Genomic DNA, 25,149 nt, shown 5'->3' with positions numbered 1-25,149 from the left:
TGCCGCGCCCGCCGCGGGGGCCGTGGCGTGACCGGCGGGTGAACCGGTCCGCGCGAACGAGAGACCCCGGGTGAGGCCATGTGCTGGAGCGCGACCGCCGACCTCGTGGCGGGCACCGCCATCGCGGCGGTCGGCGCCGCCTGTGTCTTACGTACCCGCCGGGTCCGGGATCTCCCGCTCGCCGCGCTTCCGCTGCTGCTGGGCGCCCACCAGATCATCGAGTCCGCGGTGTGGCGTGCGGACGGCGGCACCGGTCCGGCGACCGTGGCCTGGGCGGTGATCGCCCTGCCGCTGCTGGCGCTCTGGGTACCGGCGGGGGTCCTGTGCGCCGCGCCGCCGCACGCCCGGCGCCGCCTGCTGGTGCCGCTGGCGGCCGGCGCCGCGACATCCGCCGTCCTCGGGTACGGCCTCGCCGTCCGGCCGGTGACCGCGCGGATCCGGGGACACACCCTGGGCTATGTGGTCGACCTCCCGTTCCCCGCGCTGCTCGTCGCGGGCTATCTCCTGGCCACCGTCGGATCGCTGCTGCTGTCCGGCGACCGGTGGCTGACCCGGCTCGGCGGGCTGGCCGCGACCGGGGCCGCGGTCTGCGCCGCGCTGTGGCGGCTGGAGTTCGTCTCGACCTGGTGCGCGTTCGCCGCCGTGTGCTCCGTGGTCCTGCTCGGCCGGTCCGGGAGGCGCCCCGCCCCGGGCGCCGCATCCGCCGGCTCGTGAGCCCCGGCTCATCACGTGTTCGAGTGAACCTCCGTGCGCGCTTCCGGGGGTAACGGAACGGACGTTCAGGTCGGTTCGCGCGGTGACTGTTACAGCATCCGGTACCCGATCCACGGACCGGGTGCCGGCCCGCGAAGGCGGGGGAGCGAGAGCGTACGGCCCCGTCAACCCGGCGCCGTACGGGTGGGTGCAACGGACAGGGATTGACAGGTACCCGGAGGGTCCGGTGGGTGGTCCCTGCAGCCGTGTGTGACGGAAATGTCCGCACTTCGTAACACGTACCGGGGCGCTGTCCACGGAACGGGCAACGGGTTCAAAGTGTGGCTTCCCGGCAGCACGCCGGGCCGAACAACGCCCGGACCGCGCGGTCCTGGCCCGCACCTGAGGGGTCTTCATGTCCCGTTCCGCACGGCGGCTCACCGCCACCGTTCTCGCTTCCGGCGCGCTCCTGGCCGCCGCCGCCCTTCCGGCGGCAGCAGACGGCCACGGCCGAGGTCACGACCACGGCCACGGCCACAGCAAGCCGGCCCCGCGCTCGGCCGTCGTCCTGGGCAAGATCCAGTACGACAGCCCCGGCCGCGACAACGGATCGAACCGCAGCCTGAACGGTGAATGGGTCACCGTCACCAACACCGGCCGCGGTCCGGTCAACCTGCGCGGCTGGACCCTGAGCGACGAGAGCCACCGCACCTACCGCTTCGATCTGCGGCTGGCGGGCCGCTCATCGGTGCGCGTGCACACCGGTGTCGGCCGTGACACCAGCCACGACGTCTACCAGGACCTGCGCCGCTACGTCTGGGACAACAGCGACACGGCGACCCTCAGGGACGCGCGCGGCCACAAGGTCGACTCGAAGTCCTGGGGCCGCCACCACGGCGGCCGCCGCTGACCGTCCCCGGCTTGCCGACCGCGGCGCACCACGGCCCACCCGGCCGCGGTGCGCCGCACCCGTTCCTCAGCCGCCCTCCGGAGCGGGGGACTCCGGATCGGGGACCTCCTGTTCGGTCCACAGGGCCTTGCCCTCGGCGCCGTACCGGGTGCCCCAGTGCGTGGCGAGCTGCGACACGATGAACAGTCCTCGGCCGCCCTCGTCCAGGGTGCGCGCGTGGCGCAGGTTGGGCGCCATCGGACTGGAGTCGTGGACCTCGCAGGTCAGGGTGCGGTCCAGCAGAAGACGCAGTTGCAGCGGCGGGGTTCCGTAGCGGACCGCGTTGGTGATCAGCTCGCTCACGATGAGCTCGGTCGCCTCGGTCGTCTCCTCGTCGAGGTTCCACCCCTCCAGCCGGTCCCGGACGAGCGTGCGGGCCATGGCGGGCGTGGTCCGGTCGTGGGCCAGCTCCCAGGTCGCGACCCGGTCGGGCGGGACGACGCCGGTCCTGGCGAGGAGCAGCGCCGCACCGTCGGGACGGGCGCCGGGCGGCAGGCTGTAGACGATGGCGTCGCACAGCTGCCGCAGCGGGCGGTCCGGAAAGACGAGCGCCTCCTGCACCCGGGCCACGGACCCGGTGTCCGGCAGCAGCGAACCGGTGAGGAACGCCAGCACACTGCCCTCTTCGAGTTGGACCGTCGCCGTGGCGAAGGGGGCGCTGTCTTCGGAGAGGAGCGGCGGGCCCTCGGGGACGTCCAGGACGACCGGGCTGCCGTCGGGTGCGACGGCCACCGGCGCCGGATGCCCCGCCCGCGCCACGGTGCAGGTCCGGGCGAACGGGTCGTAGACCGCGTACACGCACGTCGCCGTCAGGGCCTGGTTGTGCAGCGAGTCGCCGGGCGGCAGCGACCTGCGCTCGCGTGCCAGCCGCTCGGCCGTGTCGTTGAGCCGGGCCAGTACCTCGTCGGGCTCCAGATCGAGGCCCGCCAGCGCGTGGATGACCGTGCGCAGCTGCCCCATGGTGATGGCCGTCTGCAGCCCGTGTCCCTCGACATTGCCGATGATCAGCGCGGTACGCGCGCCCGACAGCCCGACCGTGTCGAACCAGCAGCCGCTGTTGCGCCCCGGCAGCAGGATCTGCGCGGTCTCGACGGCGACCCGGGCGCGGTCGTGCTGGGGGAGCAGTCTGCGCTGGACGGTGGAGGCGATCACGTGGTCGCGCTCGTAGCGCCGGGCGTTCTCGATGCTCAGCGCGGCGTGGGCGGCCGCCGTCAGCGCGAGCGCGACGTCGTTCTCGTCGTACGGCTCGGTTCCGCGGAACCGGTAGAGGCTCACCAGGCCCAGCACGGCGCCGTGCAGTTTCAGCGGCACCACGATCAGCGAGTGCGCCCCGGACACCTCGATCATCCGCGCGCTGTCCGGATCGGCGGCCAGCCACGGGGTGTTCGGGCCGAGCGGGGACAGCCGGGGGCGCAGGTCCGTGACGGCGAGCGCGAACGGCGTGCGGTCCGGCAGCCGCCGCAGGTCCCCGGCCATGCCGTCGCCACCGGATCCCCGTTGGGCCGCCCGGCGCAACGGGACCTCGCGCCCCAGCGGGCCGACCGGCGGGGGCGAGCCCCGCAGGACCTCGTCCACCACCTCGACCACGGCGAAGTCCGCGAACCTCGGCACCAGGGCCGCGACCAGGCCCTCGCAGGTCGCCGCCACATCGAGGGAGTGGCCCACCTCCCGGCGCACCGCCGTCAGGCAGTCCGCCCGTGCGAGGGCCTTCTCCCGCTCGTTGATGTCGACGACCGCGGCCAGCACCCCGAGGGGCTGCCCTGCCGGGTCGTCGAGCCGGTGCAGGGTGACCCGCAGGCTGTGGCCGGGACCCGGCTCCTGCGCCAGCCGTCCCCGGATCACCCGGTCGAGCAAGGGCTTGCCGCTCTCCAGCACGCCGCGCAGCAGCTGTTCCGCCTCGGCCGGATCGTCGAACCGGTACGCCTCGGTGAAGTGCAGGCCCACGAGCTGATCGGCGTCGACCGCGTCGGACAGCGGATTGGCGCGCTCCACCCGCAGCTCCGTGTCCAGAACGTGCAGGCCTACCGCGGACTGGCTGAACAAGGCGTCCAGGAGCGCCGCCGACATGACGTCACCCGTGGCCGTCCCAGGGACCGTTCCACCGGCGTCCGACACGTCGTACCCCCATCGGGCTCCGCCGTCCCAGCGAGTCGACGGCTCTCGGGCCAGCCTGCGCACCTCCCGTCCGGCCCGCCACTGTGCGGGGCCGGACGGGTGAGTCCGCTGAGCCGGTTCAGCTGCCGAGGGCGGCCGAGACGACGGCCTTTGCCTCCTCCTGGACCCGGCCGAGGTGATCCGCGCCGAGGAAGGATTCGGCGTAGATCTTGTAGACGTCCTCCGTTCCCGAGGGCCGGGCGGCGAACCAGGCGTTCTCCGTCGTCACCTTGATGCCGCCGATCGCCTCCCCGTTGCCCGGCGCCGAGGTGAGCACGGCCGTGACCGGTTCGCCCGCGAGGGTGTCGGCGCCGACCTGCTCGGGGGAGAGCCGCGCCAGCACCGCCTTCTGCTCGCGGTCCGCCGGGGCGTCGATCCGGGCGTACGCCGGCTCGCCGAACCGGGAGACCAGCGCGGCGTAGTGCGCGGACGGCGATTCGCCCGTCACGGCGAGGATCTCGGAGGCGAGCAGCGCGAGCAGGATGCCGTCCTTGTCCGTCGTCCACACCGATCCGTCGTGGCGCAGGAACGAGGCCCCGGCCGACTCCTCGCCGCCGAATCCGAGCGATCCGTCGGCCAGACCGTCCACGAACCACTTGAAGCCGACCGGCACCTCGACCAGTCGCCGGCCGAGACCGGCGGCGACCCGGTCGATCATTCCCGAGGACACCAGGGTCTTGCCGATGCCCGCTTCAGCCGGCCACCGGTCGCGGTGCCGGTACAGGTAGTCGATGGCGACGGCGAGGTAGTGGTTCGGGTTCATCAGGCCCGCGTCGGGGGTGACGATGCCGTGCCGGTCCGCGTCGGCGTCGTTTCCGGTGGCGATGTCGTAGCGGTCGCGCTGCCCGATCAGGGAGGCCATCGCGTACGGGGACGAGCAGTCCATCCGGATTTTGCCGTCCCAGTCCAGCGTCATGAACCGCCAGGTGGGGTCGGTGAGCGGATTGACCACGGTCAGGTCGAGCCGGTGCTGCTCCGCGATGCGGCCCCAGTACGCGACCGACGCCCCGCCCAGCGGGTCGGCGCCGATCCGCACCCCGGCGGCGCGCACCGCGTCGAGGTCGAGCACGGACGGAAGGTCCGTCACATAGCTGCCGAGGAAGTCGTACGTCCCGGTCGAGGGCGCCGCCAGCGCACGTACGTAGGGCATCCGGCGGACGTCCTTGAGCCCGCCCGCGATGATCTCGTTGGCCCGCTCCTGGATCCAGCCGGTCGCCGCGGATCCGGCCGGACCGCCGTTCGGCGGGTTGTACTTGAACCCGCCGTCACCGGGCGGGTTGTGGGACGGAGTGACCACCACACCGTCGGCGAGACGCGAGGTACGGCCCCGGTTGTGGGTGAGGACGGCGTGCGAGACCGCGGGCGTCGGGGTGTACCCGTCGGCGGAGTCGACGAGGACGGTCACCTCGTTCGCCGCGAACACTTCGAGGGCGGTGACCCGCGCGGGCTCGGAGAGCGCGTGGGTGTCGGCCCCGAGGAAGAGCGGCCCGTCCGTCCCCTGCCGGGCCCGGTACTCGCTGATCGCCTGGCTCGTCGCGGCGATGTGGTCCTCGTTGAACGCGGTGGCCGTCGACGAACCCCGGTGCCCCGAGGTGCCGAACGCCACCCGCTGGCCGGCCTCCGCGGGATCCGGGTGCAGCGTGTAGTACGCGGTCACCAGCCGGGCCACATCGGTCAGGTCCTCGGGGCGCGCCTGCTGTCCGGCTCGTGTGTGCGGCATCTGCCACTCCTCCGTATCGGTCGGTCGGTGCGATCTGCCCGCCGGGCCATCTTCACCGGTCGTCTTCGTGGACGGGCGGGCGCCCCGCCGTGCGGACGGCGACCGCCGCCGCGTACCCGGGGGGAACCGCGACATCGGTGACCGTCCAGCCGGCGGGGCCCGGCTGCGGAACCGGGCCGGTCCCCAGATGGTCGTGCGAGATTCCGTCGGCCAGCCCCACCCCGGTGCCCTTCAGATACGCCTCCTTGCGGGTCCAGGCCCGTACGAAGGCGGCCGGCCGCTCCTCGGCGGGCAGCGCCGCCAGCTCTTCGCGCTCCGCCGGATGCAGCTGGTCCCCGATCTCGGAGACGATCCGGTTCTCCGGGGCGCGTTCCACATCCACCCCCACCGGCTCGTCCGCGAGCGCGAGCAGCGCGACGCCCCGGGTGTGCGACAGGGAGAAGTGCACGCCGCCGTCGGTCGCGGGACGGCCGTGCGGCCCGCCGCAGGACGGACACGGCTCCCGGGTCAGCCGCACGGCGTCGGGGGCGATACCGAGCCGCGCCCCCAGCAGCATCCGCAGCGCCACGTGCGAGGCGACGAAGCAGAACCGGTCGGCCTCGACGGCCAGGCTCCCGGCCCGCGCGAGCTCCCGCGCGTCGAGGATGCCCGGCGCCAGCGCCTGCGCCCGTTCGCCCTCCCGCTGCGCGTCCACGATCCACAGCGCGGGAACACCGGCGGGCCGGGCGGCCGTCGGGGCCCGGCGGCCGGTCTCGGTGAATGCGAACTCGTCGGGCTGGTACACCGTTGCGTCTTCCCTCGGCCGGGGCGGGCGCCGTGAGCGGTCGTCAACGGCGGGGCGGTCACCCACATTCTATGGAGACCCGGCCCCCGGTGCGCTCAGGAGGTCTTGAGGGCGAGGGCCCATTCCGCGACGGTGGCGGTCTCGCAGCGCCGGGCGAGCAGGTCGTTCACGAGCGTGCGGTGCAGCGCGGGATCGGGGTCGGCGCAGGCGTCGGACAGCACGGTCACCCGGTAGTCGAGGTCGGCCGCCTGAAGCGCGGTGGACAGGACGACACCGCCCGTGGAGATGCCGGCCAGGACGAGATGACCGATGTCCTGGACGGCGAGTATCTGCTGGAGGTTGTTGCCGGCGAACGCGCTGACGCGGTTCTTGTGGACGACGAACTCGCCCTCGGCCGGGGCGGCGTCCGGGTGGATCGCGGCGCCCGGGTCGTCGGCGGTGAAGAGGTGGGTGTCGAGCGATCCGAAGGTCTTGTTGCGGGGATGGGCGTCGGTACGGCCGGGGCGCAGCCGGAGCGCCACGTGGATGACGGGGACTCCCGCGGCGCGGGCCGCGCCGAGAGCGCGCACGGCGTGGGGCAGGTAGTCGGCGGGCATGTGGTCGAGATGGCCGAGCTGGAGATCCATCGAGAGCAGCGCGGTACGGGACACGGTTCGGGCCTTTCGTGGGGTTGAGCGTGCGACGGGCGGTCAAAGGGCTAACGCGCTCGCGGCGCCGCGGCCGGGGAGTCCTTGCCCGGCGCATGGCTGAGGGTGCGGTCGAAGACGGTCATCAGGAGGTAGAGCACGGCCGCGCCGAGCATGATCCAGGCGAGGTGGTGCATACCGCCGGTGTCCACGCGCCGGCCGAAGGAGGCGGCCGCCGTGGAGGAGGCGACCATCGAGCCCACATAGGCGAAGGTGCGCAGCAGCCCGGCGGAGGAGGCGGTGCGCTCGGGATCGGCCTGGAAGTAGACCGAGTTCTGCAGGGCCAGGCTGTTCAGCCCCTGCGGGACGCCGAATATCAGGGCCACCAGTACCAGCGTCCACACCGGGCTCGCCCCGGTGAGCGTCAGCATCACCGCGCAGGCGGCGATCTGGCCGAGCCCGCCGGCGATCAGCTTGCCGCGCACCCCCTTGCGCCGCCCGGTGAGGACCGAAACCCCGATGGCCATCAGGAACATGGGGATCTGGACGAGCCCCGCGTGGAAGGGCGAGAGCCCGAAACCCTCCTCCGTCCACTGGGTGAACCCGTAGAGGAAGGCGTACGAGACGACGTAGGCGACGAGCGCGCGCCCGTAGGTGGCCAGCAGGGGCGTGTTGCCGCCCAGTACCCGCAGGTCGATGAACGGGGTGGGCGCCCGCAGCTCCCGAACCGCGAACGCGGCGCTCGCGGCGGCGGCGACGGCCAGGAGGTACCAGTCGCGCAGGTGCAGGTTCATCAGGAACAGCAGCAGGGAGATGAGCGTCGCGGCGAACAGCGCCATCCCGGGCAGATCGAGCTGGGCGGCGATCCGTCCGCGCTGCGGGGACTCCCCGGTGCCGGCCTCCCTGGGCAGCCGGAGCAGCCCCAGCAGCACGGCCGCGCCGGCGAGGGGCACGTTCAGCGCGAACGTGGTGCGCCAGCCGCCCAGCCCGATCAGCAGACCGCCCAGCAGCGGGCCGATCACGGCGATGGTCTGGTTGGCGACGGCCAGGGCGGTCAGCACCCCGCCGGGGCTGTCCCGGCCCGTCCGCTTCGCCTCGCTGCGCAGCAGCGCCATCGCGGCGGGATACCCGGCACAGGTGCCGAACCCGAGCAGGACGCGTGAGGCGATCAGTACTCCCAGGTTCGGCGCCACGGTGCCGATGGCGCCGGCGACCCCGACCAGGGTGGTGCTGACCAGGAAGAGCCTGCGCGGCCCGAAGATGTCGATGAGCCGGCCCACGACGGGCTGCCCGAGCGCGGTGGCCAGGTAGAGCGCCGAGACCAGCCACGCGGTCTGCGAGGGCGGGGCGCCGAGGGCTTTGCCGATGGGTATGAGCGTGACGGCGATGATCGTCGAGTTGACCGGGTTCAGTACCGAGCCGAGCAGCATCGGCGGCAGCAGCCGCCGGTCGAAGCCCGCTGTCGCCGTGCGGCCGCGCCGCGCTGTGGTGCGGTCAGTCATGGGTGAGGCGCTCCAGTACGGCCATCGCGGCGATCAGGGCCTGCCGTTCCTCCTCCGTGCACCGCTCCTGGAGCTCACCGGCGAGCCACTCCTGCCGGGCCTGGCGTCCCTCCGCCACGCGTCGGTGACCCGCCTCGGTCAGCGCGACCAGCAGGCGGCGCCCGTCAGCGGGGTCGGGGCGCCGTTCCACGAGCCCCAGGGCGGTGAGCGACGCGAGCGTCGCCGTCACCGACTGGTGGCGCACGCCCTCGGCCTTGGCGAGCTCACTGGCCGTGATGCCCGGACTGGCGGACAGCCGGGTCAGTACGGACTCCTGGCCGAAGGTGATGTCCTCGGCCTCCGCCGCGTTCAGGATGCGGCGTCGCAGTCGACCGATGACCGTGCGGACCTCGCGTGAGGCCTGAACCGCTGAGGGTGACGTGCGCGGGCTCTCGTTCATGCGCTCCATGGTAGAACCTACAGGCTTAGTTGTACAGTTTCAGCTGCATAACCCGGCTCGGCTCCTCCGGGTGCCTCCCCGTCCGAGCTGGTGTTTTCAGCTCCTTTCGCTTTTACGCAAATCTGTTGCGTAAATTGCGGCCCGTTTGCAGGGTCTGCGGCGTGGACTCACTGATGGCCGATGAGCCATCTATTGCCTTATTTGTCAGGGCAGTTGAGCCGGTGCGAGTCAATCCGCTTAGGTCGCGGTTTCTGTCACGACTGTGGACTCACCGTCATTTCTCTGCAACTCTCTGACCGCAATACGCAAAAGTCCATCCTGTGGGCGCAGGAAAGCATGCCCCCAGCAGGTACGCAGAAAGAGCCGCGCCTTGGACGCGCCCTGCGCCGAGGCCGAAGATCGGGGACATATGAGAACGCAACGCTGGAGATGGCGGGTTCTCTCCGCCACTGTCACCACCAGCCTGCTGATGGTCGGCTGGCCGGCGATCAGCGCCTCCGCCGCCGGCGGCCCGAACATCGCCGCCGACCAGAAGGCGGCCGCGAGCAGCGCCGGCAGCGGGAAGGCCGCCGCGAACATCGCCGACGGCCAGCAGTCGACGTACTGGGAGGGGTCGAGCAGCGCCCTGCCCCAGTGGGTGCAGAGCGACCTGGGCAAGGTCACCCGCATCGACCAGGTCACCCTGAAGCTTCCCGCCGACTGGAAGACCCGCCGGCAGACCCTGTCGCTCCAGGGCAGCGCCGACGGCACCAGCTTCGCCACCCTGAAGACCTCGGCCGCCTACACCTTCGCACCGGGCAGCTCCAACAAGGTGACCATCAGCTTCCCGGCCACCCGGGCCCGGTTCGTACGGGCGAACATCACCGCGAACACCGTCGCGAAGAACGGCCAGCTCTCCGAGCTGGAGGTCCGCGCGGCGGCCGAGTCGTCGGTGAACCTGGCCGCCGGCCGCACGCTCACGGCCAGCAGCTACACCCAGAACTACATCCCGTCGCAGGCCAACGACGGCAACGCGGCCAGCTACTGGGAGAGCCGCAACGGCGACCTTCCGCAGTGGATCCAGGCCGACCTCGGCTCCTCGGTCCGGGTCGACCGTGTGGTGCTGCGCCTGCCCGACGGCTGGGAGTCGCGCACCCAGACCCTGAAGATCCAGGGCAGCACCAACGGCTCGGACTTCACCGACCTGACGCAGTCCAAGGCGTACACCTTCAGCCCGACGGCCGGCGAGACGGCGACGGTCGGCTTCGACGCCACGACCACCCGCTACGTACGCGTCCTGGTCTCCGCCAACTCCGTCCAGCCCGGCGCCCAGGTCTCCGAGCTGGAGATCTACGGGCCCACCTCCGGTGACACCCAGGCGCCCACCGCCCCCTCGCAGCTGGCGTACACCGAACCGGCCACCGGGCAGATCAAGCTGACCTGGAAGGCGGCGACGGACGACACCGCCGTCACCGGGTACGACATCTATGCCAACAACACGTTGCTGACCAGCGTGGCGGGCAACGTCACCACGTTCACCGACACCCGCCCGAGCGGTTCGACCGTCTCGTACTACGTCCGGGCCAAGGACGCGGCGGGCAACGTGTCGGGGAACAGCAACACCGTCACCCGGACCGGCGACACCGGCGACACCCAGGCGCCGACCGCACCGGCCGGACTGAGCTTCACCGAGTCGACCCCCGGACAGGTCAAGCTGGTCTGGCAGGCGTCCACCGACAACAAGGGCGTCACCGGGTACGACATCTACGCCAACAACGTGCTGCGCAAGAGCGTGGCCGGCGATGTCACCACCTACACCGACACCCAGTCCACCGCCACCACGGTCTCCTACACCGTCCGGGCCAAGGACGCGGCGGGCAACGTGTCGGGCGACAGCAACACCGTCACCCGCAACGGCAGCACGAGCGCGGCGTCCAACCTCGCGGTCGGCAAGCCCATCACCGCCTCGTCCGTGGTCCACACGTTCGTCGCGGAGAACGCCAACGACAACAGTCTGAGCACCTACTGGGAGGGTGCCGGAGGCAGCTACCCCAACACGCTGACGGTGAAGCTGGGCGCGAACGCCGAGACCGAAAGCGTCGTCGTGAAGCTGAACCCGGACAGCAGCTGGGGAGCCAGGACCCAGAACATCCAGGTCCTGGGCCGGGAGCAGAGTGCCTCCTCCTTCACCAGCCTGGTCGCGGCCAAGGACTACGCCTTCAGTCCGGGCAGCGGCAACGCGGTGACCATCCCGGTCAGCGGCCGGGTCGCCGACGTCCAGCTGAAGTTCAACTCCAACACCGGCTCCGGTGCCGGTCAGGTCGCGGAGTTCCAGGTGCTGGGCGCCCCGGCACCCAACCCGAACCTCCAGGTCAGCTCGGTGACCGCGGCCCCCGCCGCGCCCGTCGAGTCGGACCCGGTCACGCTGACCGCGACGGTGCGCAACAGCGGCTCCGTCGCCGCGCCGGCGAGCAAGGTCGAATTCCGGCTCGGCGGCAGCAAGGTCGCCACCGGGTCCGTGGGCGCGCTGGCCGCGGGTGCCTCCACCCAGGTCAGTGCGGAGATCGGACCGCGTGACGCCGGCAGCTACGAGGTCAGTGCCGTCGCGGACCCGGCGAACGAGGTCATCGAGCAGAACGAGACCGACAACACCTACACGAGCACGACCGCTCTGGTCGTCAAGCCGGTCGCCAGCTCGGACCTGGTCTCCACCGGGGTCAGCACCTCCCCGTCGGCCCCGTCCAACGGCCAGAACGTCACCTTCTCCGTCGCCATCAAGAACCAGGGCACCGTGGCGTCCGCCGCGGGAGGCCACGCCGTCACGCTCACCCTGCTCGACGCCAAGGGCGCCACGGTGAAGACCCTCACCGGCAGCTACAACGGGGCCATCGCGGCGGGCGCGACCAGTGCGCCGGTGAGCCTGGGCAGCTGGACCGCGGTCAACGGCTCGTACACCGTGCGGACGGTGATCGCGGACGACACCAACGAACTCCCGGTGAAGCGCGAGAACAACACCGCCAGCAGCTCGTTCTTCGTCGGCCGCGGCGCCAACATGCCGTACGACATGTACGAGGCGGAGGACGGCGTCACCGGGGGCGGCGCCAAGGTCGTCGGTCCGAACCGGACCGTCGGTGACATCGCGGGCGAGGCGTCCGGCCGCAAGGCCGTCACCCTCAACAGCACCGGCAACTACGTGGAGTTCACCACCAGGGCGAGCACCAACACCCTGGTGACCCGCTTCTCCATCCCCGACTCCGCGGGCGGCGGAGGCATCGACTCCACACTGAACCTGTACGTGGACGGCACCTTCCTCAAGGCGATCGACCTCACCTCGAAGTACGCGTGGCTGTACGGCGCCGAGACCGGACCCGGCAACTCCCCGGGCTCGGGTTCGCCGCGGCACATCTACGACGAGGCGAACGTGATGCTGGGCAAGACCGTCCCGGCGGGCAGCAAGATCCGGCTCCAGAAGGACGCGGCGAACACTTCCACCTACGCGGTCGACTTCGTCAGCCTGGAGCAGGCCACGCAGATCGCCAACCCGGACCCGGCCGCCTACGCCGTGCCCACCGGATTCACCCACCAGGACGTCCAGAACGCCCTGGACAAGGTCCGGATGGACACCACGGGCAAGCTGGTCGGCGTCTACCTGCCGGCCGGTGACTACCAGACCGCGAGCAAGTTCCAGGTCTACGGCAAGGCCGTGAAGGTCGTCGGCGCCGGTCCCTGGTACACCAGGTTCTTCGCGCCCTCCGGCCAGGAGAACACCGACAACGGATTCCGCGCGGAGGCCAGCGCGAAGGGCTCGTCTTTCGCGAACTTCGCGTACTTCGGGAACTACACCTCGCGCATCGACGGACCCGGCAAGGTGTTCGACTTCTCCAACGTCTCGGACATCACGATCGACAATGTCTGGAACGAGCACACGGTGTGCCTCTACTGGGGCGCGAACACGGACAGCATCACCATCAAGAACTCCCGCATCCGTGACACGTTCGCCGACGGCATCAACATGACCAACGGCTCGACGGACAACCACGTCGTCAACAACGAGTCCCGCGCCACCGGCGACGACAGCTTCGCGCTGTTCTCGGCCATCGACTCCGGTGGCTCGGACATGAAGAACAACGTGTACGAGAACCTCACCTCGATCCTGACCTGGCGTGCGGCGGGTGTCGCCGTCTACGGCGGCTACGACAACACCTTCCGCAACATCCTGATCGCGGACACCCTGGTCTACTCGGGCGTCACAGTGAGCTCGCTGGACTTCGGCTACCCGATGAACGGGTTCGGGACCGAGCCGACGACCATCGAGAACGTGTCGATCGTCCGCTCCGGAGGCCATTTCTGGGGGACGCAGACCTTCCCCGGAATCTGGCTGTTCTCCGCCTCCAAGGTGTTCCAGGGCATCCGGATCAACCACGTCGACATCGTCGACCCGACGTACAGCGGCATCATGTTCCAGACCAACTACGTGGGAGGACAGCCGCAGTTCCCGATCAAGGACACCGTACTGACCGACATCTCGATCACCGGCGCCCGCAAGAGCGGGGACGCCTTCGACGCCAAGTCCGGCTTCGGACTGTGGGCCAACGAGATGCCGGAGGCCGGCCAGGGGCCCGCCGTCGGTGAGGTCACCTTCAACGGCCTGAAGCTCAGCGGCAACGCGCAGGACGTCAAGAACACGACCTCCACCATGAAGATCAACATCAACCCGTAACCCCTCGCACACAGGAACGCCGTCCGGCTTGCCGGACGGCGTTCCGTGGTGCGCAAATTCCTTGCGCCCACCCGTGCGAAGTTTGCGGAAGCGGAACCGCCGGCCGGTCACGAACCGTGCGGAACCGCCCCTGGCGTGCTGTCTCGGCCGTGCGGAGCCGAGTGGCACGCCTCTGTCGTACCTCACAGAGGTGCGCAACGGACTGTCAAACTTTTACGAAAACTGCGCGAGATATTGCGTTCACATGTCGGCGCTGGTTGAGTGAACCTCGCCCCGGCAGAGAGCCGGCCGAGGGCCTTCCATGCTCATGCCCGAAGGGGACCATCGATGAGAAGTGCTGGGTTCAGCCGCACACGCCGTACAAGCCGTGCCTCAGCGGCTGCCCTTGTCACCGCACTCGCCCTGACCGCTCTCGCCTCCTGCGGCACGAGCAGCAGCAGCGACAACGGTGACAACGGCAGTGGATCCAAGGGATCGTCCGACCCGTCGGCGCCGCTCGACCCGAAGACGAAGGTGACGATCTCGATCGACTGTATGCCGCCGGCGGCCAAGGCCGCGGAGCTGCGTGAGTGGAACGAGGACATCAAGACGTTCAACAAGCAGTACCCGAACGTCACGATCAACGGGAAGTCCACTCCCGGCCAGTGCAACGAGCCGCCCCGCTTCACGGCGATGCTGAAGGGCAAGTCGCAGCCCGACGTCTTCTACGCGTACTTCAGCGACCTCCAGCAGGTCCTGGACAACGACGGCGCGGAGGACATCTCCGCCTACGTCAACGACAAGTCGGTGCCCGCGCTCAAGGACATCCAGACCCAGGTCATCGATGTGGCCCGCAAGGACGGCAAGCTCTACGCCCTGCCGACCAGCAACTACACCATGGGCCTGATGATCAACCGGAAGCTGTTCAAGCAGGCCGGCCTGGACCCGAACAACCCGCCGTCCACCTGGGAGGACGTCCGCACGGCCGCGAAGAAGATCGCGGGCCTGGGCAAGGGCATCTCGGGCTACGGGGAGTACAGCGCCGGCAACAACGGCGGCTGGCACTTCGCGGCCACCCAGTTCGGTCTCGGCGGGGACGTCGTGGACGCCTCCGGCAAGAAGGCGGCCTTCAACAACGCCACCGGCAAGCAGGTCCTCCAGCAGCTGCACGACATGCGCTGGGAGGACGACAGCATGGGCAAGACCCAGCTGCTGAAGTGGGGCGACCTCCAGAAGCAGATAGCCAGCGACAAGCTGGGCATGTTCCTCGCCGCCCCCGACGACATCGCCTACATGGTCCAGCAGCTCGGCGCGAAGTACGAGACCTTCGGCCTCGGCCCGATCCCGGGCGGCAAGGGCACTCTCTTCGGCGGCAACAACTACATGATCAAGAAGGGCAGCTCGCCCGACCAGATCAAGGCCGGCATCGCCTGGCTGAACTTCAAGAACCTCACCCCGGGCAAGGGACAGTTCGACTGGGCCCGCACCAAGGCCGACAAGCTCCCCGTCGGACTGCCGCAGCCGAACTTCTTCCTCAACGACTCCAAGACCAAGGACGACGCCGCACGGGCCAAGGACGCGACGATGCCCGTCGAGAACTTCAAGGCCTTCATGGACAACCCCGTCCCCGGCAAGGCCGAGCCGCCGAAGGCCCAGGAGATCTACAAGATCCTCGACAACGCCATGTCCGGTGTCCTGACCAACAAGGGCGCCAACATCGACAAGCTGCTCTCCACCGCTGAGCAGCAGGTCAACCAGGTCCTGGCGAACCAGTAACGGACGCGCGGGACCGGGTCACGCGGACCCGGTCCCGCATTCCGCCCCCGTCCGACTACTGCGCTTCAGTTCACCGGCACCTAGGAGACACCATGTCGGCCCCTACCCTGTCCACCCACAAGGCCGCCAGGCCTGGGCCAGGACTTCCAGGCCCCGCACGCCGGACCTCCGCCCGCGAGGAGTTCCTGCGCGCCGTGCGCCGCAACATCTCAGCCCACGGCTTCCTCATCGGAGCGGTGCTCTGCTTCTCGTTCTTCTCCTGGTACCCGATGGTCCGGGAGTTCATCCTGGCCTTCCAGAAGACCGAGAACGGCAAAACCACCTGGGCCGGCTGGTCCAACCTGACTTACGTCTTCAACGACCCGGCCTTCTGGCAGGCCTGGCGCAACACCCTGCAGTACACCGTGCTCGCCCTGCTGCTCGGCTTCGTCGTCCCGTTCGTCGTCGCCGTCGTACTCAACGAGTTCCGGCACGCGCAGGGCTACCTGCGGCTCCTGGTCTACCTCCCCGTCATGCTGCCGCCGGTTGCCTCCGTACTGCTCTTCAAGTACTTCTACGACCCCGGATACGGCCTCTTCAACCGCATCCTGGAAATCTTCCACCTGCCCGCACAGCAGTGGCTCCAGGACACCAGCACCTCCATGCTCTCCGTCGTCATCGCGGCGACCTGGATGAACATGGGCGGCGCGACGCTGATCTACCTGGCCGCGCTCCAGGGCATCCCCGGAGAGCTGTACGAGGCGGCGGAGCTCGACGGCGCGGGCCTGCTGCGCAAGATCTGGCACGTCACCATCCCGCAGACCCGGCTCATCCTCTCGCTGCTCCTGCTCATGCAGATCATCGCGACGATGCAGGTCTTCACCGAGCCGTTCCTGCTCACCAACGGAGCCGGCCCGGAGGGGTCCACCACCACCGTCGTCTACCTCATCTACCAGTACGCCTTCAACTTCAACAACTACGGCAGCGCGGCGGCACTCGGCCTCGTCCTGCTCGTCGTCCTCGCGGGATTCTCCGCGGTGTACGTACGACTGAGCCGCAGCAGCGAAGACTAGGACGGGAGCACGACCATGGCATCGAACACGCTAGTCTCCCGGCGCGGGAGCGAGAGCCGCAGAGCGGTCCGCCGCAGGGCCGAACGCGCGGCCGACCTCGGACGCCAGCGGACCCTGATCTCGCCGGCCCAGCTCGGCAGACGCCGCGGCAAGACGTTCTACTGGATCACCTTCGCCGTAGTGGTCACCGTCTTCACCGTGGCCTTCCTCGGGCCGCTGTACTGGATGGTCACCGGTGGTCTCAAGACCACCCAGGAAGTCGTACAGAGCCCGCCCACGGCCTTCCCCAGCTCCGTCCACACCGACAACTACAGCCAGGCCTGGACCGTCATGGACCTGTCCAAGCTGCTGTTCAACACGCTGTACTACGCCTTCGGCGCGCTCGCCTTCCAGCTGGTCTTCGACGTCGCGGCGGCGTACTCGCTGTCCAAGCTGCGCCCGGTGTTCGGCAAGGTGATCCTCGGCATGATGCTGGCCACCCTGATGATCCCCGCCACCGTGCTGGTCGTCCCGCAGTACCTGACCATCCTGGACGTCCCGATCTTCCAGCGGAACCTGGTCAACAGCCCCTGGGCGATCTGGCTGCCGTCGGTCACCAACGCGTTCAACATCTTCCTGCTGAAGCGGTTCTTCGACTCGATCCCGCGTGAGCTGCTCGACGCCGCGTCGATCGACGGCGCCTCGCCGCTGCGGACCCTGCGCTCGATCATCCTGCCGATCTCCCGGCCGATCCTCGGAGTCGTCTCCATCTTCGCCATCGTCGGCGTGTGGAAGGACTTCCTCTGGCCGATGCTCACCCTGCCCGACCCGAGCAAGCAGACCCTCAACGTGGGCATCTACTCGCTGGCCAGCGGCGTACCGGAGAACATCCTGATCGCCGCGCTGACCATCGCCTCCATCCCCACACTGCTCATCTTCCTGATCTTCCAGCGCAACATCATGGGCGGTCTGACCGCGGGCGGCCTCAAGGGCTGACCCCCGCCACACCACCCCGCACCGGGACCCCGTACAGCCGCCTTCCCCTCAGCACTCCGCCGCCGGCCCGACCGTCCTGCCCCGCTCAAGGGCCGGCGGCGGAGTACCACCTGCCCGAAAGGAACGCCACGTGGCAGCCAACCGTCCGTCCGAGCCCACCGCGAACTGGTGGCGCGACGCAGCCATCTACCAGATCTATGTACGCAGCTTCGCCGATGGCGACGGTGACGGCACCGGCGACCTCGCGGGAGTACGGGCCAGACTGCCCTACCTCGTCGAACTCGGCGTGGACGCACTCTGGTTCACCCCCTGGTACCTCTCGCCGCTGGCCGACGGCGGCTACGACGTGGCCGACTACCGCACCATCGACCCGGCGTTCGGCACCCTGGCGGAGGCGGAGAAGCTGATCGCGGAGGCCCGCGCACTCGGCATCCGCACCATCATCGACATCGTGCCCAACCACGTCTCCGACCAGCACGCCTGGTTCCGGGCCGCCCTCGAAGCCGGCTCCGGCAGCCCCGAGCGCGACCTCTTCCACTTCCGCAAGGGACGCGGCCCGGACGGCGCGATCCCGCCCAACGACTGGGTCTCCGAATTCGGCGGCACCCCCTGGACCCGGCTGGACGACGGCGAGTGGTACCTCCACCTCTTCGCCACCCAGCAGCCCGACCTCAACTGGGCCCACCCGGCGGTCCGCCAGGAGCACGAGGAGGTGCTCCGCTTCTGGTTCGAACGCGGCGTCTCCGGTGTACGGATCGACTCCGCGGCCCTGCTCGCCAAGGACCCCGCGCTGCCCGACTTCGCCGAGGGCGACCCGCACCCCTTCGTCGACCGCGACGAACTGCACGACATCTACCGCGCCTGGCGCGCCATCGGCGACGAGTACGGCGGCGTCTTCGTGGGCGAGGTCTGGCTGCCGGACGCCGAACGGTTCGCCCGCTACCTGCGCCCCGACGAACTGCACACCGCTTTCAACTTCAACTTCCTGGCCTGTCCCTGGGACGCCGGACTGCTGCGGACCGCCATCGACGACACCCTCTCCGAGCACGCCTCGGTCGGGGCCCCCGCCACCTGGGTCCTGTGCAACCACGACGTGACCCGCACCGTCACCCGCTACGGCCGCGCGGAGACCGGCTTCGACTTCGACGCGAAGACCTTCGGCACCCCGACGGACCTGGCCCTGGGCACCCGCCGTGCCCGCGCCGCCGCCCTCCTCTCGCTGGCCCTGCCCGGCGCCGCCTACCTCTACCAGGGCGAGGAACTGGGCCTGCCCGAGGCGGACATCCCGCTGGACCGCATCCAGGACCCGATGCACTTCCGCAAGGGCGGCGCCGACCCCGGCCGCGACGGCTGCCGGGTGCCGCTGCCCTGGTCGGCGCAGGCCCCGTACGCCGGGTTCGGCGGCGACGCGGAACCCTGGCTGCCGCAGCCGGCCGACTGGGCCTCGTACGCCGCGGACCTGCAGAGCGACGATCCGGAGTCGATGCTCACCCTGTACCGCGAGGCGCTGCGGCTGCGTCGCGAGGAGCCGGGGTTCGCCACCACGGGGGAGCCGGGCGCGCGCGAGCTGACCTGGCTGGACGCGGCGCCCGGGGTGCTCGCGCTCAGCCGCACCAACGGGCTCCTGTGCGTGGTCAACCTGGCCGCCGAGGCGGCCGAGCTGCCGGAGCACACCTCGGTACTGCTGGCCAGCGGCCCGCTCGACGGGGCGGGCAGGCTCCCGCAGGACACCGCGGTCTGGCTGCGGGCCTGACCCCGGAACCGGAACGCGCCTGCCCATGGACCCGGCGGGGCCCATGGGCAGGATCGCGGGGGGACGAGGGCTGCGGCACAGTAGGCATATGGATGCCGCGAATGATCTGAACGCCCTGGCCGCCGAGCACCTGGCCGCGGCCCGCACCTCCGCGCACGGCCGCAGCGCGCACCTCCTGCTGCACGAGGAGCCGCTGCGGCAGACCGTCATCGCCCTGACCTCCGGTTCCGCGCTCGACGAGCACAACGCCCCGCCCGCCGCCTCCCTCCAGGTGCTGCGCGGCAGGGTCCGGCTCACGGCCGCGTCCGGCGATGTGGAACTGTCGCCCGGACGGCTGCTCCCCATCCCGCAGGAGCGGCACGGGCTGCTCGCGCTGGAGGACGCCGTGGTGCTGTTGACGGCGGTCAACGGCTGACAGTCCCGCTCTGCCGCGCCGGGCGGAACCCGGCCGGTCCGGCCCGGCGACTTCCTCTCTCAAAACCTGTTGGGAGCGCTCCCATATGCGGGCAGGATGAGGGGATGACCTCGCGAACCGGCCCCCGCGCCTACCACCCGGACGACCGTGCGGCCCTTGCGGACATCTGCGTCCGAACGGCCGACAACGGCGGCGACTCCAGCCACCTGTACCCGGACCCGGAGCTGATGCCGTCGATCTTCGCCGCCCCGTACGCCTGCCTCGAACCCGATCTGGCCTTCGTGCTCGACGACGGCACGGGCCGGGCGGTCGGATACATCCTCGGGACGGCGGACACCCCGCGGTTCGTGACTCGGTTCCGCGAGCGCTGGCTGCCCCTGGTCGCGGACCGCTACCCACGGCCGCAGGGCGAACCGCGCGGTCCCGCCGACGAGATGATCGCCCTCCTGCACAACCCGGAGCGGATGATCCTGCCCGAACTGGCCGGGCACCCGGCCCACTTGCACATCGACCTGCTGCCCGGCTGGCAGCGCAGGGGGTACGGGCGAGAGCTGATGCGTACGTTCCTGGCAGCCCTGCGCGCCAAAGGGGTCGAGGGTGTGCACCTGTCCATGCTCACCGCCAACACCCCGGCCAGAGCCTTCTACGACCGGCTCGGCTTCACCGAGATCCAGGTGCCGGACCCCGGTCCCGTCAGCTACCTGGTGCGCGGAACGGAGGACGGCCTGTAAACGGCCCGGCGGCGGGGATGTCTGCCCGCATCCCTGGGCAGGTACAGGTGTACGAGCCCGAAACGGGGCGAAGTGACCGGTGGCGAGAGGCGTGTGACGTGAGCGAGCAGACCTTATGGCAATTCTCCGACGACCGGGGGCAGCTGTCGTCCGCCGAGCGACGACCGACGCGGGTGCTCGCCTACGTGCAGGCCGGAGCGACGCTGTGGGACCACGGGATACGGCCGGTCGCGATATTCGGCTCCGGCCACGACGACCCGGCCGTGCCCGACACCGCGAAGACCGGATCGCTGCCGTTGGCCGAGGTCGCCTACGCGGGCGCGGGCCCCGCCCTGGACGTGGAGACGCTGCTGGCCCGCGAACCCGACCTGGTGGTGGCCGTCAGCTACGGCGGCGGCCAGGTCTACGGCCTCGCCCCTGAGACGGCCAAACACCTGGAGGAGCACGTTCCGGTCGTCGTCATCGACGTGGGCCAGGCGCGCACCCTCGCGGAGACCGGCGACCGGTTCGCCCGCCTCGCCCGGTCGCTGGGCGCGGAGGAGCCCGCCTCGGCGACCCGGGAGCTGGACGCCGCCCGCGACCGGCTGCGCGCGTTCGCCGGCGGACCGGACCGGACCCGGGTCCTCGCGCTGTCCCCGGCCGGGCAGCGGCAGGCGCACCTGGCCCGCCCCCGGATGTGGCCGGAACTACGGGTACTGGCAGAGCTCGGCATCGACCTGGTGGAACCGGCCGACGGGCCCGGCGCGAACTGGTCCACGGTCGACTGGGCGGAGGCCGGGGCGCTGCGCCCCGCCGTCGTGCTCGCCGACATCCGGGTCAACGCCACCCCGCTCGCCGAGCTCCGGACGAACGAGGCGTGGGCGTCGATCGAACGCACCGCCCGGGTGGTGCCCTGGAACCCGGAGCCGGTGTGCAGCGCCCATGCCCACGCCCGGTTCCTGGCCCTGGTGGCCGACGCGCTGGGAGCGTAGCCGGGCCGCGCGGCGCCGCGCGGCCGATGCCCCGTACGGCCGTGTCCGATCGCGCGGGACGCCCTGGTTCGCGAGGCTGGCCGGGAGTGTCCCGAGCCGGTACCCCGCACGTCCCCAGGAGCAGACCATGCAGCAGGACAAGCACCCCGACTACCGTCCCGTCGTCTTCCGTGACCGTGCGGCGGGCTACGCCTTCCTGACCAGGTCCACCGCGTCGAGCGAGCAGACCATCGGCTGGGACGACGGGAACACCTACCCCGTCATCGACGTCGAGATCTCCGCGGAGAGCCACCCGTTCTTCACCGGAAAGGCCCGGGTGGTCGACTCGGAGGGCCAGGTCGCCAAGTTCGAGCGCAGGTACGGCGACGACGGGGGCGCGGAAGTCTCCTGACCCGATCGGCCCAGTGACCGCATCCTCCGTGGGTGTTCGGCCGTTCGGCCCAACGGGGCATGAACGAGCGAGGGGAGAGCCGCGGCATGGTGCGGGACAAGGCAGCGACGGTGGTGACGGGCCTCGGGCTGGTGACCCCGGTGGGCGCCGACGAGCACACCTTCTGGGCGGGGCTGTGCGCAGGCGCGGGCGCGGCCCGGCACTGCGAGGAACTGGCCGGCCTGCCGGTCGACTTCGCCTGCCGGGCCGACGTTCCGGACCTGGACGAGATGGTGGGCGGACGCGCCGTCTTCCGGATGGCGCGGTTCGTGAAGATGGCCCTGGTCGCCGCCCGGCGCGCTGTGGCGGACGCCGGGCTGCGACCTGACCGCTGGGACGGCGGCCGGGTGGGCGTCGTGCTGGGTGTCGGCGTCGGAGGCGTCTCCGTACTCGTCGACAACGTCCGCAGGCTGGACGCCGACGGGCCGTCCGCGGTCTCCCCGCTCCTCGTGCCGATGATGATGCCGAACGCGGCCGCCGGGGAGATCGCCATCGACCTGCGCGCCCACGGGCCGAGTCTGGCCCCGGCCACCGCCTGTGCGTCGGGTGCCACCGCGATCGCCCTCGCCGACGACCTTCTGACGAGCGGGAGTTGCGATGTGGTGGTGGCGGGCGGCGCGGAGTCGGTGGTGACCCCGCTGGTGGTCAGCGCGTTCGCGGGCATGGGGGCGCTCTCGGCGCGGACCGGTGACCCGGCGGCCGCCTCCAGGCCGTTCGCCGCGGACCGTGACGGATTCGTCCTGGGCGAGGGCGCCGCCGTGCTCGTACTGGAAAGGGCCGGCGACGTCCGGGCCCGCGGCGGGCGGGCGCGGGCCGTGCTGGCCGGTGCGGGAGCGGCCACGGACGCCCACCACCCCACCGCACCGGACCCGGACGGCCGGGGCGCGGAGCGGGCGGTCGAAGCGGCGCTGGACCGGGCGGGCTGGGCCGCCGGCGAGGTGGACCACATCAACGCGCACGGCACCTCCACCCCGCTCAACGACGCCATGGAGGGCGCGCTGATCGCCCGGCTCTTCCCGCACCGGCCCTCGGTGACCGCGCCGAAGGGCGTCATCGGGCACACCCTCGCGGCGGGCGGCGCGATCGAGGCCGTGGCCACCGTACTGACCCTGGAACACGGCGTCGTCCCGCCGATCGCCAACCTCGACGCCCCGCCGCCGGACTCCGGCCTCGACTGCGTGACCAAGCAACCCCGCAGGCAGCGCGTCGAGCGGGCCCTCAGCCACTCCTTCGGATTCGGCGGCCACAATGTCGCCCTCGCTTTCCAACGGGCCCCTTCACCTCGCTGAACAGGAAGGAAACGGCCGCGAATGCCGGAATCCGGGTGTCCTGGCTGATTCCTGATCGTTTCTGTCGTATGACCACAACGATCGACAGCCCCGTGATGGCCGAAGCCGGCCAGGAGCGCGCCGCGGACCGGCTCACCTCGGTGCTCCTCGGCCCGGACGCCCGCCGGGAGCACGGATTCTGGCAGCGGCTCATCGCCACGGACCCGTTCCGCAGGCCCGCCGTCCCGCCGCCCGGCCCCACCCCCGACGAACGGCTCGCCCTCGCCCACGCGCGGCTGCGCACGCTCAACAACGCGCTGGACAGCGGTGCCAGGCTGGCGGCCGACCCGCGCGCCCTGGCCGCCCTGCACGAATGGCTCGCCCCGGTGGACCCCTCGCTCGCCACCGTGGCGGGAATCCACTACAACCTCTTCCTCGGCAGCCTCCTGGACCACGACGCCGACCGGCCCCGCGACCTGTCGGACTTCCTCGCGATGCGACGTATCGGCACCTTCCTCTGTACGGAGGTGGCGCACGGCAACGACGCCGCCGCGGTCGAGACGACGGCCACCTACGACCGTGCCAGGGACGGCTTCCTGCTGCACACCCCGCACCTGGGCGCGCAGAAGTTCATGCCCAACACCAGCCCGGCGGGCGGCCCCAAGTCGGGACTCGTCGCCGCCCGGCTGCTCGTCGGGGGCACCGACCACGGGGTCTTCCTGCTGCTGGTGCCGCTCACCGACGCCTCGCAGGCCCTGCCGGGGGTACGGATCCGCAGGCTGCCGGCCCGGATGGGCAGCCCCGTGGACCACTGCCTCACCTCCTTCGACCAGGTGTTCGTGGGGCGCGAGGCGCTGCTCGGCGGCAAGCAGGGGCGGGTCGACGACGACGGGGTGTTCCGCAGCGGCACCGCCGGGCGCAGACGCCGGTTCCTCGCCTCCATCGCCCGCGTCACCACGGGCCGTATCTGTATGAGCGCGAGCGCGATCGGCTCCGCCCGCGCCACTCTGGCCGTCGCGGTCCGCTACTCAGGACACCGCTACGTCTCCGGGGGCCGCGCGCTGCCGCCGCTGCCGGTGATCGCCCACCGCAGCCACCACGGCCCGCTCGCCGGGGCCATGGCCACCGTCTTCGCGATGAGCCTGCTGCACCGGAGGGCCCTCGACCGCTGGGAGGCGGCGGCGCACGGCCCCGAGCCGGAGCGCGAGGCGGCCGGCCGGCTGGTCGACGTCGCGAAGGGCTGGATCACCTGGCAGGCCCGCTCGGTGATCGTCGAATGCCGTGAACGGTGCGGCGCCCAGGGCCTGCTGGAACACAACGGGATGAGCGAGCTCGTCACCGGGGTGGAGGGCGCCATCACCGCGGAGGGCGACAACATGGCCATCCACGCCAAGGCGGCCTCCGAGATGGTCATCTCCGCGATGCTGGACGCACCGGACGCCTGGGGCGTCACGGCACCGGACGCGGGCCCGCAGACCGGTGACCTGGACGATCTGCGGTTCCTCTGCCGGCTCCTGGCCCACGTAGAGCGGATCCAGTTCGCCCGCTCCCGCGCACGGATGGCGCGGGCCCCGCACGGCGGCCCGCTGAAGCGGTGGAACGCGGGGTCGGGACCCGCGCTGCGGGGGGTCGAGGCGCACGCCTGCCGGCAGGCGGCCGAAGCGTACGCGGACGCGGTCGAGAGTCTGCCGCAGGGGCCCGCCCGCGACCGGCTGACCGATCTGGCCCGGCTGTTCGCGCTGCGCCGGGTCCAGTCGCACAGCGGGGACCTGCTCGTCGCGGGGCACCTCACGGCCGGTCAGGTGGAAGACCTCACGGAGACCACCGAGCGACTCGTCGCCGCCGTCGCCGCCCATCTGCCGGAGCTCGCCGACTCGTTCGCGCTGCCGGAGGAGGTGCTCGCGGACTGGCCCATCACCGGAGCCCGCTATGCCGAGGCGTACGACGACCCGGGCGCGTCCTGGCACACCGCGGAGCGCCCGGTATCCGCCGGGAGCGAGCGATGAGGGCGCCGGAGCGTGCGATGCGGGCCGCGCCGGAGCGTGCGGCACCGCAGGGCGTGCGCCGGGCGGCCGAAGCGGTGCAGGGGCTCGGCGTCGGTCTCGTACTCCTGGCCTTCTGGGGGACCTCGGCCGTGCTGGCGCGGTGGTGTCCGGGGACGGGAACGCACGGAGGCGAATCGGTTCGCCGCAAGGCGTAACCGGCCGGACGCTGCTCAGTTACTTCGGCGTCG

20 protein-coding genes are annotated in these 25,149 nt (G+C 71.1%); 14 read left to right on the top strand and 6 right to left on the bottom strand.

Annotation, left to right across the window (positions count from 1 at the left end):
• The first annotated feature begins 78 nt into the window (after positions 1-78).
• Together ACFVQ0_RS34060 and ACFVQ0_RS34055 are read left to right on the top strand one after the other, a co-directional pair.
• The gene (locus ACFVQ0_RS34060) at positions 79-714 is read left to right on the top strand and encodes a DUF6629 family protein (protein WP_390093037.1); all 636 of its coding nucleotides are present in this window, start codon (positions 79-81) and stop codon (positions 712-714) included.
• A gap of 394 nt (positions 715-1,108) precedes the next feature.
• Entirely contained in the window at positions 1,109-1,603 is a 495-nt protein-coding gene (locus tag ACFVQ0_RS34055; protein WP_390093036.1) for a lamin tail domain-containing protein, read from the top strand.
• Between the two features lie 66 nt (positions 1,604-1,669).
• Here ACFVQ0_RS34055 and ACFVQ0_RS34050 read toward each other — a convergent pair whose 3' ends face one another.
• The 6 genes from ACFVQ0_RS34050 to ACFVQ0_RS34025 form a co-directional block, all read right to left on the bottom strand.
• A complete protein-coding gene (locus ACFVQ0_RS34050; protein WP_390093035.1) occupies positions 1,670-3,709 on the bottom strand; it encodes a SpoIIE family protein phosphatase in 2,040 nt (679 codons plus the stop codon).
• A gap of 166 nt (positions 3,710-3,875) precedes the next feature.
• On the bottom strand, positions 3,876-5,516 hold the full coding sequence (gene pgm, locus ACFVQ0_RS34045) for a phosphoglucomutase (alpha-D-glucose-1,6-bisphosphate-dependent) (protein WP_390093034.1): 1,641 nt from the start codon (positions 5,514-5,516) through the stop codon (positions 3,876-3,878).
• A 52-nt stretch (positions 5,517-5,568) separates the two neighbouring features.
• Positions 5,569-6,300, bottom strand: coding sequence for a 4'-phosphopantetheinyl transferase family protein (locus ACFVQ0_RS34040; protein WP_390093033.1), 732 nt, complete (start codon positions 6,298-6,300; stop codon positions 5,569-5,571).
• Between the two features lie 95 nt (positions 6,301-6,395).
• Positions 6,396-6,950 carry a cysteine hydrolase family protein gene (locus ACFVQ0_RS34035; RefSeq protein ID WP_390093032.1) on the bottom strand — a complete coding sequence of 185 codons (555 nt, stop codon included), beginning with the start codon at positions 6,948-6,950 and terminating at the stop codon, positions 6,396-6,398.
• Between the two features lie 47 nt (positions 6,951-6,997).
• Positions 6,998-8,428, bottom strand: a complete 1,431-nt coding sequence (locus tag ACFVQ0_RS34030) for an MFS transporter (protein ID WP_390093031.1) — start codon at positions 8,426-8,428, stop codon at positions 6,998-7,000.
• Positions 8,421-8,867: a MarR family winged helix-turn-helix transcriptional regulator gene (locus ACFVQ0_RS34025; RefSeq protein WP_390093030.1), complete on the bottom strand. Its 447-nt coding sequence runs from the start codon at positions 8,865-8,867 to the stop codon at positions 8,421-8,423. The genes ACFVQ0_RS34030 and ACFVQ0_RS34025 overlap by 8 nt, the downstream gene beginning before the upstream one ends.
• Before the next feature lie 409 nt (positions 8,868-9,276).
• On the opposite strand from ACFVQ0_RS34025, the gene ACFVQ0_RS34020 reads away from it, so the two are divergent.
• The 12 genes from ACFVQ0_RS34020 to ACFVQ0_RS33965 all read left to right on the top strand — a co-directional run bounded on the left by ACFVQ0_RS34020 (position 9,277) and on the right by ACFVQ0_RS33965 (position 25,116).
• Complete coding sequence (locus ACFVQ0_RS34020; protein WP_390093029.1) at positions 9,277-13,566, top strand: discoidin domain-containing protein; 4,290 nt, start codon at positions 9,277-9,279, stop codon at positions 13,564-13,566.
• Positions 13,567-13,893: 327 nt separating this feature from the next.
• Complete coding sequence (locus ACFVQ0_RS34015; RefSeq protein WP_390093028.1) at positions 13,894-15,321, top strand: extracellular solute-binding protein; 1,428 nt, start codon at positions 13,894-13,896, stop codon at positions 15,319-15,321.
• A gap of 92 nt (positions 15,322-15,413) precedes the next feature.
• Positions 15,414-16,373, top strand: coding sequence for a carbohydrate ABC transporter permease (locus tag ACFVQ0_RS34010; protein WP_390093027.1), 960 nt, complete (start codon positions 15,414-15,416; stop codon positions 16,371-16,373).
• A gap of 15 nt (positions 16,374-16,388) precedes the next feature.
• Complete coding sequence (locus ACFVQ0_RS34005) at positions 16,389-17,348, top strand: carbohydrate ABC transporter permease (protein ID WP_390093026.1); 960 nt, start codon at positions 16,389-16,391, stop codon at positions 17,346-17,348.
• 130 nt (positions 17,349-17,478) lie between these two features.
• Positions 17,479-19,101 carry a glycoside hydrolase family 13 protein gene (locus ACFVQ0_RS34000; RefSeq protein WP_390093025.1) on the top strand — a complete coding sequence of 541 codons (1,623 nt, stop codon included), beginning with the start codon at positions 17,479-17,481 and terminating at the stop codon, positions 19,099-19,101.
• An 88-nt stretch (positions 19,102-19,189) separates the two neighbouring features.
• Positions 19,190-19,516 (top strand): cupin, encoded by a 327-nt coding sequence (locus tag ACFVQ0_RS33995; protein WP_390093024.1) that lies wholly within the window; start codon positions 19,190-19,192, stop codon positions 19,514-19,516.
• Between the two features lie 104 nt (positions 19,517-19,620).
• Positions 19,621-20,247, top strand: coding sequence for a GNAT family N-acetyltransferase (locus tag ACFVQ0_RS33990; RefSeq protein WP_390093023.1), 627 nt, complete (start codon positions 19,621-19,623; stop codon positions 20,245-20,247).
• A gap of 98 nt (positions 20,248-20,345) precedes the next feature.
• On the top strand, positions 20,346-21,218 hold the full coding sequence (locus ACFVQ0_RS33985) for an ABC transporter substrate-binding protein (RefSeq protein WP_390093022.1): 873 nt from the start codon (positions 20,346-20,348) through the stop codon (positions 21,216-21,218).
• A 127-nt stretch (positions 21,219-21,345) separates the two neighbouring features.
• Positions 21,346-21,609 carry a type B 50S ribosomal protein L31 gene (locus tag ACFVQ0_RS33980; RefSeq protein WP_390093021.1) on the top strand — a complete coding sequence of 88 codons (264 nt, stop codon included), beginning with the start codon at positions 21,346-21,348 and terminating at the stop codon, positions 21,607-21,609.
• A gap of 86 nt (positions 21,610-21,695) precedes the next feature.
• Positions 21,696-22,937 (top strand): beta-ketoacyl-[acyl-carrier-protein] synthase family protein, encoded by a 1,242-nt coding sequence (locus ACFVQ0_RS33975; RefSeq protein WP_390093130.1) that lies wholly within the window; start codon positions 21,696-21,698, stop codon positions 22,935-22,937.
• 68 nt (positions 22,938-23,005) lie between these two features.
• A complete protein-coding gene (locus tag ACFVQ0_RS33970; RefSeq protein WP_390093020.1) occupies positions 23,006-24,922 on the top strand; it encodes an acyl-CoA dehydrogenase in 1,917 nt (638 codons plus the stop codon).
• Positions 24,919-25,116 (top strand): hypothetical protein, encoded by a 198-nt coding sequence (locus ACFVQ0_RS33965; RefSeq protein ID WP_390093019.1) that lies wholly within the window; start codon positions 24,919-24,921, stop codon positions 25,114-25,116. The genes ACFVQ0_RS33970 and ACFVQ0_RS33965 overlap by 4 nt, the downstream gene beginning before the upstream one ends.
• The last annotated feature ends 33 nt before the right edge of the window (positions 25,117-25,149 follow it).

The sequence above is a fragment of the Streptomyces sp. NPDC057900 genome (genome assembly GCF_042887885.1).
Lineage (GTDB): Bacteria > Actinomycetota > Actinomycetes > Streptomycetales > Streptomycetaceae > Streptomyces.
This window is presented reverse-complemented; position numbering and strand designations above follow the sequence as displayed.